The 14,148-nt window shown below is 67.3% G+C and carries 16 protein-coding genes; 4 read left to right on the top strand and 12 right to left on the bottom strand.

Annotated elements, in window-relative coordinates:
• Window positions 1-37: 37 nt before the first annotated feature.
• The 7 genes from ETC07_RS03515 to ETC07_RS03485 all read right to left on the bottom strand — a co-directional run bounded on the left by ETC07_RS03515 (window position 38) and on the right by ETC07_RS03485 (window position 4,791).
• On the bottom strand, window positions 38-337 hold the full coding sequence (locus ETC07_RS03515; protein WP_136247126.1) for a DsrE family protein: 300 nt from the start codon (window positions 335-337) through the stop codon (window positions 38-40).
• 16 nt (window positions 338-353) lie between these two features.
• Window positions 354-1,145, bottom strand: a complete 792-nt coding sequence (locus tag ETC07_RS03510; RefSeq protein WP_136247125.1) for an ABC transporter ATP-binding protein — start codon at window positions 1,143-1,145, stop codon at window positions 354-356.
• A complete protein-coding gene (locus ETC07_RS03505) occupies window positions 1,142-1,894 on the bottom strand; it encodes an ABC transporter permease (RefSeq protein ID WP_136247124.1) in 753 nt (250 codons plus the stop codon). The genes ETC07_RS03510 and ETC07_RS03505 overlap by 4 nt, the downstream gene beginning before the upstream one ends.
• Entirely contained in the window at window positions 1,891-2,919 is a 1,029-nt protein-coding gene (locus ETC07_RS03500; protein ID WP_136247123.1) for an ABC transporter substrate-binding protein, read from the bottom strand. The genes ETC07_RS03505 and ETC07_RS03500 overlap by 4 nt, the downstream gene beginning before the upstream one ends.
• 183 nt (window positions 2,920-3,102) lie before the next feature.
• Window positions 3,103-3,738 carry a peroxiredoxin gene (locus tag ETC07_RS03495; protein ID WP_136247122.1) on the bottom strand — a complete coding sequence of 212 codons (636 nt, stop codon included), beginning with the start codon at window positions 3,736-3,738 and terminating at the stop codon, window positions 3,103-3,105.
• 122 nt (window positions 3,739-3,860) lie between these two features.
• Window positions 3,861-4,364, bottom strand: coding sequence for a C40 family peptidase (locus ETC07_RS03490; protein WP_136247121.1), 504 nt, complete (start codon window positions 4,362-4,364; stop codon window positions 3,861-3,863).
• A gap of 82 nt (window positions 4,365-4,446) precedes the next feature.
• Window positions 4,447-4,791 (bottom strand): DUF6482 family protein, encoded by a 345-nt coding sequence (locus ETC07_RS03485; RefSeq protein WP_136247120.1) that lies wholly within the window; start codon window positions 4,789-4,791, stop codon window positions 4,447-4,449.
• Between the two features lie 350 nt (window positions 4,792-5,141).
• On the opposite strand from ETC07_RS03485, the gene gloA reads away from it, so the two are divergent.
• Both gloA and ETC07_RS03475 read left to right on the top strand, forming a co-directional pair.
• The gene (gloA, locus tag ETC07_RS03480) at window positions 5,142-5,684 is read left to right on the top strand and encodes a lactoylglutathione lyase (protein WP_136247119.1); all 543 of its coding nucleotides are present in this window, start codon (window positions 5,142-5,144) and stop codon (window positions 5,682-5,684) included.
• A gap of 111 nt (window positions 5,685-5,795) precedes the next feature.
• On the top strand, window positions 5,796-6,752 hold the full coding sequence (locus ETC07_RS03475; RefSeq protein ID WP_136247118.1) for an ABC transporter substrate-binding protein: 957 nt from the start codon (window positions 5,796-5,798) through the stop codon (window positions 6,750-6,752).
• Between the two features lie 100 nt (window positions 6,753-6,852).
• Here the strand turns inward: ETC07_RS03475 and ETC07_RS03470 are convergent, their stop codons facing one another.
• Genes ETC07_RS03470 through ETC07_RS15620 form a run of 4 tightly spaced genes read right to left on the bottom strand, consistent with a single transcriptional unit; the run spans window position 6,853 to window position 9,776 of the window.
• Window positions 6,853-7,986 (bottom strand): metal ABC transporter solute-binding protein, Zn/Mn family, encoded by a 1,134-nt coding sequence (locus tag ETC07_RS03470; protein ID WP_136247117.1) that lies wholly within the window; start codon window positions 7,984-7,986, stop codon window positions 6,853-6,855.
• Between the two features lie 29 nt (window positions 7,987-8,015).
• Complete coding sequence (locus ETC07_RS03465) at window positions 8,016-8,909, bottom strand: metal ABC transporter permease (RefSeq protein ID WP_136247116.1); 894 nt, start codon at window positions 8,907-8,909, stop codon at window positions 8,016-8,018.
• Window positions 8,893-9,627 (bottom strand): metal ABC transporter ATP-binding protein, encoded by a 735-nt coding sequence (locus ETC07_RS03460; RefSeq protein WP_136247115.1) that lies wholly within the window; start codon window positions 9,625-9,627, stop codon window positions 8,893-8,895. Before ETC07_RS03460 ends, ETC07_RS03465 begins: the two co-directional genes overlap by 17 nt.
• Entirely contained in the window at window positions 9,627-9,776 is a 150-nt protein-coding gene (locus ETC07_RS15620; protein ID WP_168709154.1) for a hypothetical protein, read from the bottom strand. The genes ETC07_RS03460 and ETC07_RS15620 overlap by 1 nt, the downstream gene beginning before the upstream one ends.
• Window positions 9,777-10,014: 238 nt before the next feature.
• Between ETC07_RS15620 and ETC07_RS03455 the strand changes: the two genes are divergently transcribed.
• Window positions 10,015-10,566 (top strand): outer membrane beta-barrel protein, encoded by a 552-nt coding sequence (locus ETC07_RS03455; RefSeq protein ID WP_136247114.1) that lies wholly within the window; start codon window positions 10,015-10,017, stop codon window positions 10,564-10,566.
• Window positions 10,567-10,607: 41 nt separating this feature from the next.
• On the opposite strand, the gene ETC07_RS03450 is transcribed toward ETC07_RS03455, so the two are convergent.
• Window positions 10,608-11,042, bottom strand: a complete 435-nt coding sequence (locus tag ETC07_RS03450) for a BrxR family transcriptional regulator (protein ID WP_205742498.1) — start codon at window positions 11,040-11,042, stop codon at window positions 10,608-10,610.
• 191 nt (window positions 11,043-11,233) lie between these two features.
• Between ETC07_RS03450 and cas3 the strand changes: the two genes are divergently transcribed.
• Window positions 11,234-13,918, top strand: coding sequence for a CRISPR-associated helicase Cas3' (gene cas3 / locus ETC07_RS03445; protein ID WP_136247113.1), 2,685 nt, complete (start codon window positions 11,234-11,236; stop codon window positions 13,916-13,918).
• The last annotated feature ends 230 nt before the right edge of the window (window positions 13,919-14,148 follow it).

Genomic DNA, 14,148 nt, shown 5'->3' with positions numbered 1-14,148 from the left:
TCGAGCCTTGTCCGCTTCAAGGCCGCGCCTGTGCGGCTCAGGCGCGGATATAGGCCCAGCCGTCGCGCTGATATTCGGCCAGCGTCACCACCGCGGCCTCGACCTCGGCGATGCCATGGGGGTTGTCGAGGCCCTGGGCGGCCAGCGAGTTGCGGCACAGCCGCAGGCGGTCGTCGCTCGCGTCGGGTTCGGCCAGGGCGGCGGCCACGGCGCCGCCGTTGGCGATGATCAGCACCTCGGCCGCGGGGCGGGCATGCTGGAGGTTGCGGGCGTTGCGCCGGGCCCGGGTCAGGGCCTCGGCGGTGGGGGCGTGGAGCAGCACGCGAAGATCGCTCATTGGCTCGTCGCCTCGTTCAGTGTTGGCCGATGGCGGCCTCGATGGCCTGCACCCGATCGGCGAAGTCGGGATGGTCGCGGCGCCCCAGGGCGGGCAGCGTCACCCGGTGATGGGCCACCACGCCGGCCGGGCGATCCGTGGTCTGGCCGCCCAGCACGACCACCTGGTCGGCCAGCAGCACGGCCTCCTCGATGTCGTGGGTGACGAAGACGATCGCCGCCTCGGTACGCTGGCGCAGGTCGATCAGCTCCTGCTGCAGGCGCCGCCGGGTGATGGCGTCGAGCGCCGAGAAGGGTTCGTCCATGAACAGCACCCGCGGGCGCACCGCCAGGGCGCGGGCGATGCCGACCCGCTGCTGCTGGCCGCCGGACAGGGTGTGGGGCCAACGCTCGGCATAGTCTTCCAGGCCGACCAGGGTCAGCGGCTCCAGGGCGCGGCGACGTCGCTCGCCGCGGGACAGCGCGAGCCCTTCGAGGCCCAGCTCGACGTTGGCGCGTACCCGTCGCCAGGGGAACAGCCGCGGGGCCTGGAAGACCATCGACCCCGCCCGGCTATCCGGGCCCTGGCCATGGGGGATGCTGACGTCGCCGGCCCGGGGCGGCAGCAGGCCCGACAAGGCGCGCAGCAGGGTCGACTTGCCGACCCCCGAGGCGCCGACGATGGCGATGAACTCGCGGGGCTGCACGGTCAGGTCGACGCCGTCGAGCACCGTGGTGTCGCCGAAGCCGAGGCGAATGCCGCGGGCGGTCAGCACGGGGCGGGTGTCGAGGGAGGCGTCGATGTCGGTCGCGGTCTCGTGTTGGCTCATGGCTGCCACCTCAGCAGGCGACGCTGCAGGATCACGAAGAGGAAGTCGAACAGCGCGTAGAGGCCGGCGATGGTGAGCATGTAGACCACCACGATGTCGGTGGCCAGCAGGCTCGAGGCCTCCATCATGCGTTGGCCGATGCCGGGGATGCCGAACAGCTCGGCGGCCACCACCGTCATCCAGCCCTGGCCGAGGCCGGCGCGCAGGCCGCCGAGGATGCCCGGCGCCGCGGCCGGCAGGCTGACCCGGGTGAGCCGTGCCAAGAAGCCGCCGTGGCCGAAGGCGCGCGCCACCTCATCGTAGCCCGGGTCCACCGAGCGCACCGCGCTGTGGCTGGCGAAGTAATTGATCCAGAACACCCCGATGCTGATGATGAAGGCCGCCGCCGACGGGTTGATGCCGAACCAGATGATGGCGAAGGGGATCCAGGCTAGCGGCGGGATGGGGCGCAGCAGGCGTGCCAGCCAGGCATGCACGGCGTTGAAGCGAGGCAGCAGCGCCGCCGCCACGCCGACGGCGATGCCGAGCGCCGAGCCGAGCAGCACCCCGACGGCGTAGTGGGAGAGGCTGGCGGTGACGACCTCGAGCCAGATGCCATCGGCGATCTCGGCCCACAACACGCCGGGGATCACCGACGGCATCGGCACCAGGCTGCCGGGCAACAGGCCGCTGCGCAGCGCCAGCTCCCACAACCCCAGGAAGCCGGCCAGGCCGCACAGGCTCAGCAGGGTGCGTGGGGCACGATTCATGGGGCGTCGTGCTCGTCGACCACCGCGTCATACAGCGAGGTGTCGAACAGCGCGTCCAGGTCCACGGCCTGGCGCAGCGAGCCTTGCTCGAGCTGGAAGTCGTGCATGCGCCGGGTGCCCTCGCGGATGGCATGCGGGTCGGCGACGTAGTTCGACGATGGCGAGGCCAGGGCCGTCTCGACGGCCTCCAGCGGAATCAGTCGTTTACCGACGAATTCACGCACCGAGGGCGCGGCGCCCGCGGGGTCCTCGGTGAGCTTGTCGGTGGCGCGTAGGTGCAGGGCCATCAGCCGGCGCATCGCCTCGGGATGCTCGGCAAGCGTCGCCTCGCGGGCGGCCAGCACGGCGCCAGGCTGGCCGGGCAGCATCTCCTCGGCGCGGGCCACCACCCGGGCGCCGTCGTCGCGCTGCTGCACCGTGGTCAGGATCGGCTCGAGGATCGAGGCGGCATCCACCGCGCCGGCCAGCAGGGCCTGCTGGACGCGGTCGGCGCCCATGGCGACGATGTCCACAGCGTCGATGTCGATGCCCAGCCGTTCCATCAGCCAGTAGCGCAGCACGGTGTCGGGCACCGAGCCCTGCGGGAAGGTGGCGATCTTGGGCGGGCGGCCCTGGGCCTCGGTGAAGCGGGCGATGGCCTGGGCGGCGTCGTCGCTGGCGGTGAAGTTCTCGGCCAGCGGGCCGCGGGCCACCACGCCGATCTGCTCGCGGATGCTCGAGGCCAGCACCTTGATCGGCACGTCGTTGGCGCGGGCGACCATGGCCGGCCCGATGCCGAAGTACATGACGTCCAGCTCGCCCGATGCCAGGGCCTGCACCATGGCCGGGCCGCTGGAGAAGCGCGTCAGCGCGAGGTCCAGCCCGGCCTCGTCGGTCCAGCCTTCGCTTTCCATCACGAACAGCTGGGCGACGGGCAGGATCGGCATGTAGCCGACCTCGAGCCTGGTCTCGTCGGCCTGTGTGGGGGCGGCCACGCCGAGCGCGAGAACGGCGAGCAGGGTCAGGCGATGGAGGTGTCGGAACATGCGGAAGGCCTCGACCGAAAAGAAAGAATTCCCATGCTAACCATCGGGTCCTTATTCCATAAGCACCGTTTAGGAATGTTTATTCATACTCATATGTTCTTTTCTTGCGGGCGGTATATCGAGGGGTAGAAACGACGACGCCGGCTCGAGGCCGGCGTCGTGGGGCAGCATGTCGCGGTGGACTTATTTGCCGGGCTGCTTGACCAGGCGAAGGTAAGGCTTCTGCTCATCCCAGCCCTCGGGGAACAGCTTGGCGGCCTCCTCGTTGCTGACCGCGGGCACGATGATGCAGTCATCGCCCGTTTGCCAGTTCACCGGGGTGGCCAGCTTGTGCGAGTCGGTGAGCTGCAGGCTGTCGAGCACCCGCAGGATCTCGTCGAAGTGGCGCCCGGTGCTGGCCGGGTAGGTCAGCGTCAGGCGGACCTTCTTGTTGGGATCGATGATGAAGACGCTACGCACCGTCAGGGTGTCGTTGGCGTTGGGGTGGATCATGTCATAGAGATCGCTGACCTTGCGGTCGGCGTCGGCCAGCAGCGGGAAGTTCAGGGCGCTGCCCTGGGTCTCCTCGATGTCGCCGCTCCAGGCCTTGTGATCCTCGAGCGGGTCTACCGACAGCCCGATGGCCTTGGTGTTGCGCTTGTCGAACTCGGGCTTGAGCCGCGAGACCTCGCCCAGCTCGGTGGTGCACACCGGGGTGAAGTCCTTGGGGTGGGAGAACAGGATTACCCAGCTGTCGCCGGCCCACTCGTGGAAGTGGATGGAACCTTCGGTGCTGTCCTGGGTGAAATCGGGGGCGATGTCGCCGAGTCGCAGTGACATGGTGTCCTCCTTGGGGTGGGGCGGTATCGGCATGGCGATACCGGACGGTCGAGACAGGATTGCATCCTCCGTGCGAGCGGGGAAACAATCTCTGGTCATATGCTTAGGGCGTGCCGCCGGGCTCAGGGGGCCGGTGCGGCGGCGCCCAGGAAGCGCTCTTGCCAGTAGTCCAGCGACAGCGAGGTCACGCTCACTTGGCGGCCACGCCCCGGGGCATGGATCATCTCGTCGTCACCGAGGTAGATACCGACATGGCTGGCGTCGCCGCCGGAGGCCGTGTCGAAGAACAACAGGTCACCGGGCCGTGCCTCGTCGATCGGCGGCAGGCGCGCAAACTGTCGGCTCGAGGTGCGTGGTACCCCGATACCCGCCCGGGCATAGACGCGCTGTACCAGCCCCGAGCAGTCGAGGCCGTCGGCCCCGGTGCCGCCATAGCGATAGGGCGTGCCCAGCGCCTGGCGGGCCTCGGCCAGGATCAGCGCCCGATCCATCGACAGCCCCTCGGCCTCGCGGGTGGCAAGCTGGGGACCGGCGCAGCCGGCGAGTATCAGCAGCATCGCCAGCATGGCGAGTGGCATCAGCCGCTCGAATCGGGCCGCGAGGGGCAGGGCGTGGGTCACGGGCATGGGCATCTCGCAGGGTATCCTTTCCCTGAGGGTGTTGCTGTCGTTATCCCCAGCCTAGCGGCCTTGAGCGTCGCTGTGAACATCAGCGGAAGGCGATGCGCGTGCCATGGGCCAGCATCTCGTCCGGCGTCATGGCATGGCCGGGCACGCCGATCATCTCGTCGCCGCACTGGTCCGACCAGGTCAGCACGCCGTGGCTCAGGCCCAGGCCACCCAGCAGGTCGCGGATCTCGCCGGTGCCGAGGAAGGTGCACGTCTGCCCCTGCTTGTCGGAGAGCGTGGTGATGCCGTTGGCGTGATGGAGGCGCACCGTGTAGATGCCGTCCATGGACTCCACCTCGACGATCGGCGAGAAGCCATGGGTCAGGGCGTGGGCGAGTTCCTTGAGGGTGATGTGATCCCCGAAGGATGGATCGGCGGTCTTCATCTCGCACTCCCAGGATGGTGAACGTTAGGCGTTGTCTGAAACGTCGGCGAGCAAAGGCTAGACAAGGCACACATCAGCGAGAAGCCGGCGTTTACGGAGTGCCAATGAGGGCTTGAGCTGATGTTTAACGCGGTATAGCCGAGCGCAGACAGTTTTCAGATATGGCCTAGGGAAAAGATAGGCTCTGGCCGGGGGTAGCGCCAGTCGCGATGAGGGCACGTAGGGTGGTGGTCGTTATGAACAGGCCTGTGCATAACGTGTGCATGGAAAACTCGGCCTCCCGGGGTGGAAAAGCGTGCGCCGTGCCTCCATACCTGAGGCATTCCCATGATCCAGGACGAGGAGGTTCGATGAGTTCCAACGGCTTCAACGGCGAGCAGCATCCCGGCGTCAAGACGACCACCGGCGACACCGATGGCTTTCGCCTCAACCACACCATGCTGCGGGTCAAGGATCCGGAAGTCGCGTTGGCCTTCTATTCGCGGGTCTTCGGCATGCGCGTGTTGCGTCGGCTCGATTTCGAGGAGATGCAGTTCTCGCTGTATTTCCTGGCCAAGCTCGAGGCGGGTGATCAGGTGCCGGACGATATCGACGAGCGTACCGTCTGGACCTTCTCCCAGAAGGGTTTGCTGGAGCTGACCCACAACTGGGGCACCGAAGATCAGGCGGACTTCGCCTATCATGATGGCAACGCCGAGCCCCAGGGCTTCGGCCACATCTGCTTCTCGGTGCCGGACCTGGACGCCGCCACGGCCTGGTTCGATGCCAACCAGGTCGAGTTCATCAAGCGCCCCGATCAGGGCAAGATGAAGGACGTGGTCTTCGTCAAGGACGCGGACGGCTACTGGATCGAGGTGGTCGAGGCCGCGCGCATGGCCGGCAAGGGCGACTGAACCCGGCGCCGGGCCGTCGACGAGCGTTGATGGCCCGGCTTGTCGATCAAGCTCGGGAAGATTAGGGTCAGCGGCGTGTCCCAACACGGCGCATCCCGCCAAGGAGCTTCAATGATCTTGCCCCATCGTTCGCTGTCTTTTGTGCTGGCCGGCTCGCTGCTGGCCATGAGTGGCCTGGCCCACGCCCAGGAGCCGGCCGAGGTCCGTTTATCCTCCCCCGCCTGGCCCGGCGTGACCGTCAAGACGTCGCTCGCCTCCACCCTGCTCGAAACCCTGGGCTATGAGCCCCGCGCGGAGGAGCTGGGTTCCACCATCACCTACGAGGCGTTGAACCAGGACGAGCTCGATGCCTTCCTCGCCGGCTGGCTCCCCGCTCAGCAAGGCATGTACGACACCGCCATGGAAAAGGGCACGCTGGTCGACTTGGGCAACAACGTCGACGGCGCGCGCCTCGGCTTCGCCGTACCGGTTTACGTCTACGAGGCCGGGCTGACCTCCGCCGAGCAACTGGACGACCCTGAATTCGCCGACAAGCTGGAGAGCACCATCTACTCCATCGAGGTGGGCTCGGGGATGAGCGACACCCTCAATGGCGCGGTAGAGGCCGACACCTACGGCTTGGGCGACTGGTCGCTCTCCGAGACCTCCACGCCGGGCATGCTCAGCGCGGCCGGCAGTGCCATCGACCGTGAGGAATGGATCGTCTTCGCCGGCTGGACGCCACACTGGATGAACATCGAGCATGACGTGCGCTACCTCGATGATACCCAGGACATGTGGGGCCCGGAGGGGGGACGCAGCGATGTGAAGACCCTGGTGACCACCGCGTTCGCCGAGTCCAACCCCAATGCCACCCGGCTGCTCGACCAGCTGAGCTTCAGCGCTGACCAGCAGAGCGAGATGATTCGCGGCTTCAGCTTCGAGGAGCGTGAACCCGAAGCGGTCGCCCTGGAGTGGCTGCGCGAAAATCCGGCGCAGGTCGAGACCTTCCTCGAGGGTGTGACCACCCGCGACGGCGAGCCGGCCTGGCCGGTGGTGCAGGAAGCGCTGGAGATTCCCGAAGCCTGATTTTCGGGTGCATCGGTACTACACGCGACGAGGCCGCCCTTCGGGGCGGCCTCGTGCGTTGGGCACGCTCATGGAAGCATGCGACGACGCGGGCGTCGGCTCAGTGCTCGTGATCGGTGTGTTCGTGATCGGTGTGTTCGTGATCGGTGTGTTCGTGATCGTGGTCGTGGGCCGCGTCGTCGGTGGCCAGGGCGCCGTGAAGCAGTTCGGCGTTGTGGTGCATCATGCCCAGCCAGGTGCTGGCCTCGCCTTCGGCCGCCAGGGCGCCGGAGTAGAGGGTGCCGGCGATCGGCAGGTCGGCCTCCTCGGAGAGCTGCTCGATCATCGCCGGGCTGGTCATGTTCTCGTGAAAGAGCGCGTGCACGTCGCTGTCGCTGATGACGTCGATCAGCCGTGCCATATGGGTCGCGCTGGGCTCGGTCGCGGTGGACAGCCCGGCCGGCGACAGGAAATCGATGCCGTAGGCGCGTGAGAAGTGGTCGAAGGATTGGTGGCCGGTGATCACCGAGGTGTGCTCGGGGAGTTCGCTCATCAGGCTGCGCACCTCGGCGTCCAGGGCGTCGATTCGCGTCTGATAGTCCGCCGCGCGCTCGCGGTAGGTGGCCTCGTGGGCCGGGTCGGCGGCGATCAGGGCATCGCGGATGTTGCCGACATAGAGCTCGCCGAGGCCCAGGTCCAGCCAGCTGTGAGGGTTCAGGCCGCCGTGCGCATGGTCATGGCCTGCATGCCCGTGCTCGTCGTGGCCGTGCTCGTCATGCCCGTGCTCGTCGTGGCCGTGCTCGTCATGCCCGTGTTCGTCGTGGCCGTGTTCGTCATGGCCGTGATCACCGTGCTCATGATCCTCATGCCCTTCATCGGGCTCTTTCGTCTCGTGAGCCGCATCGCCGAGCGTCTGCTCGATGCCGTCGGTGGCCACCACGGTCGGCCCCGCGTAGCCGCTGGCCTCGACCAGTCGTGACATCCAGCCCTCGAACTGCAGGCCGTTGAAGACCACCAGGTCGGCCTCGGATAGGGCGCGGGCGTCGGTGGGCCGTGGGGTGAACACGTGGGCGTCGCTGTCGGGGCCGACCAGCGAGGTGACCTCGACATGGTCGCCGCCGATCTGCTCGACCATGTCGGCGAGCACGCTGAAGCTGGCGAGCACGTGAACGCGGTCATCGGCCTGGGTGGCGGCGGGCAGGGCCAGTAGTGTGGCGGCGCCGGCGAGCAGCGTGAAGGGTTTGGCGAAGGGCATCGGGAGACTCCGAGTGTCGAGAAGCGGCATCAGGAAGAGGGCGTCGGCGGGGTCAGAGGCGCGGCACGACGCCGGAAGCGGGCGCTCAGGCTGTGCTGGCGGCCGAACAGCGCCGACCCCACATAGGCCAGGCCGGCCATCAGGATGATCGACGGGCCGGAAGGCAGGCTCAGGTGGTACGAGAGCAGCAGGCCGCCGGCACTGGCCACCATGGCGATGGCGATGGCGATGGCGATCAGGCCCTCGAGGCGATTGCTCCAGAAGCGCGCGGTGGTGGCCGGCAGCATCATCAGGCCCACCGCCATCAGGGTGCCCAGGGTCTGGAAGCCGGCGGTCAGGTTGAGTACCACCAGCCCGAGGAAAGCGCCGTGTACCAGGCCGCCGCGCACCCCTTGGCCACGCAGGAACAGCGGGTCGAGGCATTCGACCACCAGGGCGCGGAAGATCACCGCCAGGGCGACGACGATCAGGCTGGCGATGCCGGCGATCAGCAACAGCGCGGTGGTGTCTACCGCCAGGATCGAGCCGAACAGCACATGGGTCAGATCGACGCTGCTGCCGCCCAGCGACACCATCATCACCCCCGCGGCCAGCGAGATCAGGAAGAAGCTGGCCATCGCCGAGTCTTCGCGTTGGCCGGTCATCTGCGACACGCTGCCGGCCAGCACCGCCACCAGCAGCCCCGAGAGGATGCCGCCGAGGCTCATCATCGGCAGCGAGAAGCCGGCGAACAGGAAACCCAGCGCCACGCCGGGCAGGATGGCGTGAGACATGGCATCGCCGATCAGGCTCATGCCGCGCAGCATCAGGAACACGCCCAGCGGCGGGGCGGCCAGCGACAGCGCCAGGCCCGCCACCAGGGCGCGTTGCATGAAGCCATAGTCGAAGGGGGCGACGAACCAGGCGTCAAGCAGGGCCAGCATGGGAATCCTCGGTAAAATCGAAGGGCAGGCGCGGCGCGCGGGGCACCTGGCCGGTATCGTGTTTTAGCAGCGCCTCGGGGCCGACCCAGCGGCCGTGGCCGCCGGAGAGCATCAGCACGTCGTCGGCCAGGCGTGAGAGCTGCTCCATGTCGTGCAGCACCACGATCAGGGTGGCGCCTTGCCGGGCCATGTCGCGCAGCACCTCCATCAGCACCTCGACGGTCTCGGCATCGACGTTGGCGAAGGGCTCGTCGAGCAGCAGCAGCTCGGCCTCCTGCATCAGGGTGCGGCCGATCAGCGCGCGTTGGCGCTGGCCGCCGGAGAGCTCGCCGAGCGGGCGGTGGGCGAGGTGCGAGATGCCTAGACGCGCCATGATTTCACGGCCGCGCTGGTAGTGCGGGCCGCAGTAGCCCTTGAAGGCACCGTGGCTCGGCCAGGTGCCGCTCATGATCAGCTCCTCCACGCTCATCGGAAAGGAAAGATCGAGGGCCAGCTGCTGGGGCAGCCAGGCGCAGCGCTCGCGGGGAACCTGGCTGTCGACGCGACCGGCTACCGGCGTCAGCATCCCCATGATGGCGGCGATAAGCGTGCTCTTGCCGGCGCCGTTGGCGCCGATCAGCGCGGTGATGGCGCCATCCTGGAAGCGGCCGTCGAGATGCTCGACCACCGTCTGGCCGCCGCGGGCGAGCTGTAGATCGTGTAGTTGCAGGCGGGTCATCAGGCGAAGGCTCCCGTCGCCCAGGCCACCGCCAGCCACAGCACGACCAGCGGGGCGGCGACCAGCAGCAGACGGCGCGGGGCGGACAGCGACATCAGCGAAAAGTGACAGGGCCCCTCGGGGCGATGGCGGTGAGGTCGATGCGCCATGGTGAAACGTCTCCGCAAAAGTGGTAGGCGTTATAACATAACAATATCGTCCCCCGCCAGCGCTGAGTGCCCTCGTCTCGATGGCCCCGGGTGGCGTGGCCGCGAAGGCGCCCGCGGTAGCGCGCCGCTGGGCCTCCCCGGCACCCGCCGCCAGGCGGTGCGCCGCCCGTGACCTGACCCGGGCCCCCGCGGCGCGCTACACTGTCGGGCTTCACTCCTGTGCTCGGAAGGAATCGACATGCCCCGAACTACGCCCCTGCGCTCACTGCTCGCCGTCTCCCTGGCGACGGGCCTGGCCCTGGCTGCTGCACCCGCCCTCGCCACCGGTGCCACCGGCCTCTATCTGGGTGGCGGCGTCGGCCAGATGCACGGCGACAATGACTTCGACGACGAAGCGGACATGGTCAAGCTGACCGCCGGCTACAACTTCGGCTGGCTGCCATTCCTCGACCTCGGCGCCGAGCTTGGCTACATCAACGGCGACACCCTGAACGGCGAGGTGGACGGCCGTTCCGGAACGCTGGAGGTGAGCGCCGTCGAGGCCATGGGCGTGGCCGGGCTCAGCTTCGGCCCGCTGGGCTTCTACGCCAAGGCCGGCATGGCCGACTGGGACGGCGAGCGCCGCGGCCGCGGCCTGACCCGCGACTACTCAGGCACCGACCCGGTCTACGGCCTGGGCGCGCGCTTCGAGCTGCTCGACCTTACCGGCCGACTCGAGGTCGAGCGCCTCGACACCGACGAGATCGGTGACATCGACATGTTCACCGCCGGGGTCGTCTACACCTTCTAAGTCGCATCAGCCCGGAAGCGCCGGCCTGCGCTTCCGGGCCCTCAACTCCAGCGGATCCACTCGGCCAGGGCCTCGCGGTTGGCCACCTCGATCTGCTGGGCGCGGGGCTCGGCCTCCCCATGGTGCGGATTCACCCCCAGTTCGCGCAGGGCATAGAGCACCAGCGGCCCGCGGCAGTAGAGACGCAGCTCGCCGTCGCACATGCCGTAGTCGACGACCAGCATCTCCCGCTCCTCGGGCGGCAGGCGGCGGTCGGGAATCAGCCATACCGCGACGCGGGTCTGCCAGGCCTCGTCTCCCCGTTTGCCATGCTCGCCCAACATCTCGCCGGTGTCCTCCGGCACGCCGCGGAAGCGGCTCAGCACGAAGTCTCGATATTCGCGACGCTTCTCGCCGTAGGCCCGCACGTGCCGGCGGCCGGCGAAGCGTGCGCCGATTGGCGCGTCCATCGCCTGGCTACCCCAGGATGCCAGCATCTCGATCGACCGATAGCGGCCCCGGGTGTCCCTGGGGTACGAGTCGCGAGCGTCCGTCGAGTCTTCGTCCGCGGATGATCCGAAACAAGGCCGGGTTGAAGAATTAGGGGGGATGAATGCCCAGGCGTGGCAAGAGATGGCTAAGAATGATTGTATGGTGGTGAAGACACGGTGGTGCAGAGGAGACAGGGATGTCGTATTACCTGTACTGGGGCAAGGCCAAACCAGAAGGCGAAGGCGTGCCCTACCATCTCTTGCCCTATCACAGCCTGGACGTGGCCGCCGTGGGCTGGTTGCTGCTGGCCCCCGAGCGTCCCTTGACCCAACGCCTGGCGGCCCGGCTCGAGATGTCCCCCGAGGCGCTGCGGCGCTTCTTCGTCTTTCTTCTCGGTCTGCACGACCTCGGCAAGTTCTCGCGGACCTTCCAGGGGCTGGCCCGGCCGGAAGGAGCCAAGTTGGTCCCGGCGCTGCCGCGCTTCGAGTACACGGTACGCCATGACCGGCTGGGCGCCTTGCTGTGGCAAGAGTGTTGGATGGAATGGCTGCAGGACGGCACGCTCCGCTGGCCCGGTGGCATGCCGGAGCGCCAGACTCGCCGCCGGTTGATCGAGCCCATGACGGCATTATTCACTCCCATGTTCGGTCATCATGGCCAGCCGGTCACGGGAACCTCGCTGGACCTGGACCGCTTCTTTGGGCGCGATGACAGCGCCGATGATGTCGGCGTCGCACAAGCATTCATCGCCGATTGGGCTCGCCTTATCGAGGTCGAGTGGCCCGTCGAGAAACTGATCTCGGCCGAGTGGCTGGACGCCTTTCGGTCGCTGAGCTGGACCATCGCCGGCTGGGCGACGCTCAGCGATTGGCTGGGCTCGAATCAGGCGCATTTCCACTACTGTCGCAGTGAAATGTCGCTTGTCGACTACTGGCAGAATTATGCCCAGCCGCGAGCGGAAAAGGCGCTACGCGATACCGGCTTCGACCGCTTGCCGGAACCACTGGCCTATGCCGGGCTCGAGTCTTGGTTCGATGGCCAGCCGGTCACCCCGACGCCCCTGCAGCGCGAGGCCGAGACGCTTTCCCTTTCCGCGGGGCCGCAGTTGTTCATCCTCGAGGACATCACCGGCGCCGGCAAGACGGAGGCGGCCTGCATCCTTGCCCAGCGACTATTGGCCGCCGGGCATGGTGAGGGGCTCTACTTCGCCCTGCCCACCATGGCGACCTCCAACGCCATGTATGCGCGCCTTGGTAACCTGCATCGTCGCTTCTATAGCGCCGATTCCCGCCCGTCCTTCGTGCTGGCCCACGGCGCCAGCAAGTTGAATGACGACTTCGCCCTGGCGATCGACCGGCCACAGCCGGGAGATCGCGACTATGAGCCCGGAGAATCGACGGCCACGGCCCAGTGCAACCGCTGGCTCGCCGATTCGCGCAAGAAGGCGCTGCTGGCCGAGGTGGGCGTGGGCACCATCGATCAGGCATTGATGGGGCTGCTGCCGTTTCGCCATCAGTCACTGCGGCTCTATGGGCTGGCGCGCAAGGTGCTGATCGTCGATGAGGTGCACGCCTACGATCATTACATGCAGACGCTGCTCAGTCAGTTGCTGTGCTACCACGCGCGTCAGGGCGGCAGCGCCATCCTGCTGACCGCCACGCTGCCTCGGTCGATGCGCGAGTCCCTGGCCGCGGCCTGGCGTGCCGGGCTTTCCAGGGAACCCGCCAAGCTCGCTCGAGACGACTTCCCCCTGTTGACGCAGGTCGCGGAAGAATTGCCCCGCGAGGTGGCTTTGGGGGCGCGGCCGGAGGTGTCGCGGGCGGTCGACGTCGAGTGGCTGACCCAGGAGGAGCAGGCCGTCGAGGTCGTCATGGCAGCCGTCGAGGCCGGCGAGTGCGTGGCCTGGGTGCGTAACACCGTAGATGATGCCATTCGCGCCTTCGAGGCGGTTCGTGAGTGCCACCCGGCGCCCGAGCGTTGCCTGCTGTTCCATAGCCGCTTCGCCATGCTCGACCGTCAGCGCATCGAATCCGATGTCATCGAGCGGCTGGGCAAGGCCTCTACGCCGGAGCAGCGCCGTGGCCAGGTGTTGATCAGTACCCAGGTCTTCCAGGAATCCCTGGACTGTGACGTGGACATGATGATCAGCGACCTGGCGCCCATCGATCTGCTGATCCAGCGCGCCGGGCGCCTGCAGCGTCATGCTCGCGGTTCGCGTCGCCCTCCCACCCTCCGGGTGCTGGCGCCAGACTGGTCGGAAGAACCCGACGAGCAATGGCTGAAGCGAGCCCTGCCGGGCACCAATGCCGTCTACCGCGACACCTCGATCCTGTGGCTGACGCAACGCGTCCTGCGTGAGTGGGGAGCGATCCGCGTGCCCGGGGAGGCGCGGACGCTGATAGAGGGCGTCTACGGCGAGGTGGCCGACCTGGTGCCGGATGGCCTGCAGGGCGCGCGCTGGGAGCAACGTGGCATGCAGAACGTCGCGTCATCGATGGCAACCTTCAATGCGTTGGAGCTGGACAGTGGCTATGTCTGGGATCGCCACAAATGGCAGGAGGAACAGGAGATCGGCACGCGTCTGATCGACGAGCCGACGGTCAACGTGGTGCTGCTCAGGCGCGCTGCCGATGGCGACCTGTCGCTATGGGCCGAAGGCGAGCGCCACGCCGATATGCTGAGCCAGCTCAAGCTACGTCAGAGCCAGGCCGCCAAGCTAGCCGACCTGCCGAGCGCCGATCAAGCCCGGTGGGAGGCCTTGCAGGAACGCTACAAGGCGCTGCGTTTCACCCGCCCCTGGCTGGTCGAGGCCGACTCCGCCTGCGCTTATGACGCCCAGTGGGGAGTGAGGTTTCCAAGGGAAGGAGAAAATCCCCGCTGACGCGGGGAACGGGTTGGCGTATAGGCCAGTAACGGTTTATCCCCATTCAGATGGGGAGCAGCGCCAATGATCTCACTCTTCTGGTTTGGTCGTCCATGTGAGAGTCTTTTAGAGGAGAGGTTATTGTAAGGCGTATATGCAAGTAACTTGTATTTATGCGTTGAGTGAGGTTACCCTTAGGCCATCATGTGCTGATGAGGGGCTTTGGTCGTGCGCAACTGGCTTGAGGA

Origin of the sequence: Halomonas borealis (genome assembly GCF_004798905.1) — a bacterium.
In the GTDB taxonomy this organism is placed as follows: Bacteria; Pseudomonadota; Gammaproteobacteria; order Pseudomonadales; family Halomonadaceae; genus Halomonas; species Halomonas borealis.
The sequence above is the reverse complement of the archived record's forward strand: the minus strand, read 5'-3'. Positions and strand labels throughout refer to the sequence as shown.

Bases quoted from the DNA above. Each gene is read 5' to 3' on its own strand.
- ETC07_RS15620 (WP_168709154.1), bottom strand. From the start codon at position 9,776: ATGGCGCATCGACCTCACCGCCATCGCCCCGAGGGGCCCTGTCACTTT.
- cas3 (WP_136247113.1), top strand. From the start codon at position 11,234: ATGTCGTATTACCTGTACTGGGGCAAGGCCAAACCAGAAGGCGAAGGC.
- ETC07_RS03490 (WP_136247121.1), bottom strand. From the start codon at position 4,364: ATGCCCGTGACCCACGCCCTGCCCCTCGCGGCCCGATTCGAGCGGCTG.
- ETC07_RS03515 (WP_136247126.1), bottom strand. From the start codon at position 337: ATGAGCGATCTTCGCGTGCTGCTCCACGCCCCCACCGCCGAGGCCCTG.
- ETC07_RS03460 (WP_136247115.1), bottom strand. From the start codon at position 9,627: ATGACCCGCCTGCAACTACACGATCTACAGCTCGCCCGCGGCGGCCAG.
- ETC07_RS03485 (WP_136247120.1), bottom strand. From the start codon at position 4,791: ATGAAGACCGCCGATCCATCCTTCGGGGATCACATCACCCTCAAGGAA.
- ETC07_RS03495 (WP_136247122.1), bottom strand. From the start codon at position 3,738: ATGTCACTGCGACTCGGCGACATCGCCCCCGATTTCACCCAGGACAGC.
- ETC07_RS03500 (WP_136247123.1), bottom strand. From the start codon at position 2,919: ATGTTCCGACACCTCCATCGCCTGACCCTGCTCGCCGTTCTCGCGCTC.
- ETC07_RS03455 (WP_136247114.1), top strand. From the start codon at position 10,015: ATGCCCCGAACTACGCCCCTGCGCTCACTGCTCGCCGTCTCCCTGGCG.
- ETC07_RS03505 (WP_136247124.1), bottom strand. From the start codon at position 1,894: ATGAATCGTGCCCCACGCACCCTGCTGAGCCTGTGCGGCCTGGCCGGC.
- ETC07_RS03450 (WP_205742498.1), bottom strand. From the start codon at position 11,042: ATGCTGGCATCCTGGGGTAGCCAGGCGATGGACGCGCCAATCGGCGCA.
- ETC07_RS03470 (WP_136247117.1), bottom strand. From the start codon at position 7,986: ATGCCCTTCGCCAAACCCTTCACGCTGCTCGCCGGCGCCGCCACACTA.
- ETC07_RS03475 (WP_136247118.1), top strand. From the start codon at position 5,796: ATGATCTTGCCCCATCGTTCGCTGTCTTTTGTGCTGGCCGGCTCGCTG.
- ETC07_RS03465 (WP_136247116.1), bottom strand. From the start codon at position 8,909: ATGCTGGCCCTGCTTGACGCCTGGTTCGTCGCCCCCTTCGACTATGGC.
- gloA (WP_136247119.1), top strand. From the start codon at position 5,142: ATGAGTTCCAACGGCTTCAACGGCGAGCAGCATCCCGGCGTCAAGACG.
- ETC07_RS03510 (WP_136247125.1), bottom strand. From the start codon at position 1,145: ATGAGCCAACACGAGACCGCGACCGACATCGACGCCTCCCTCGACACC.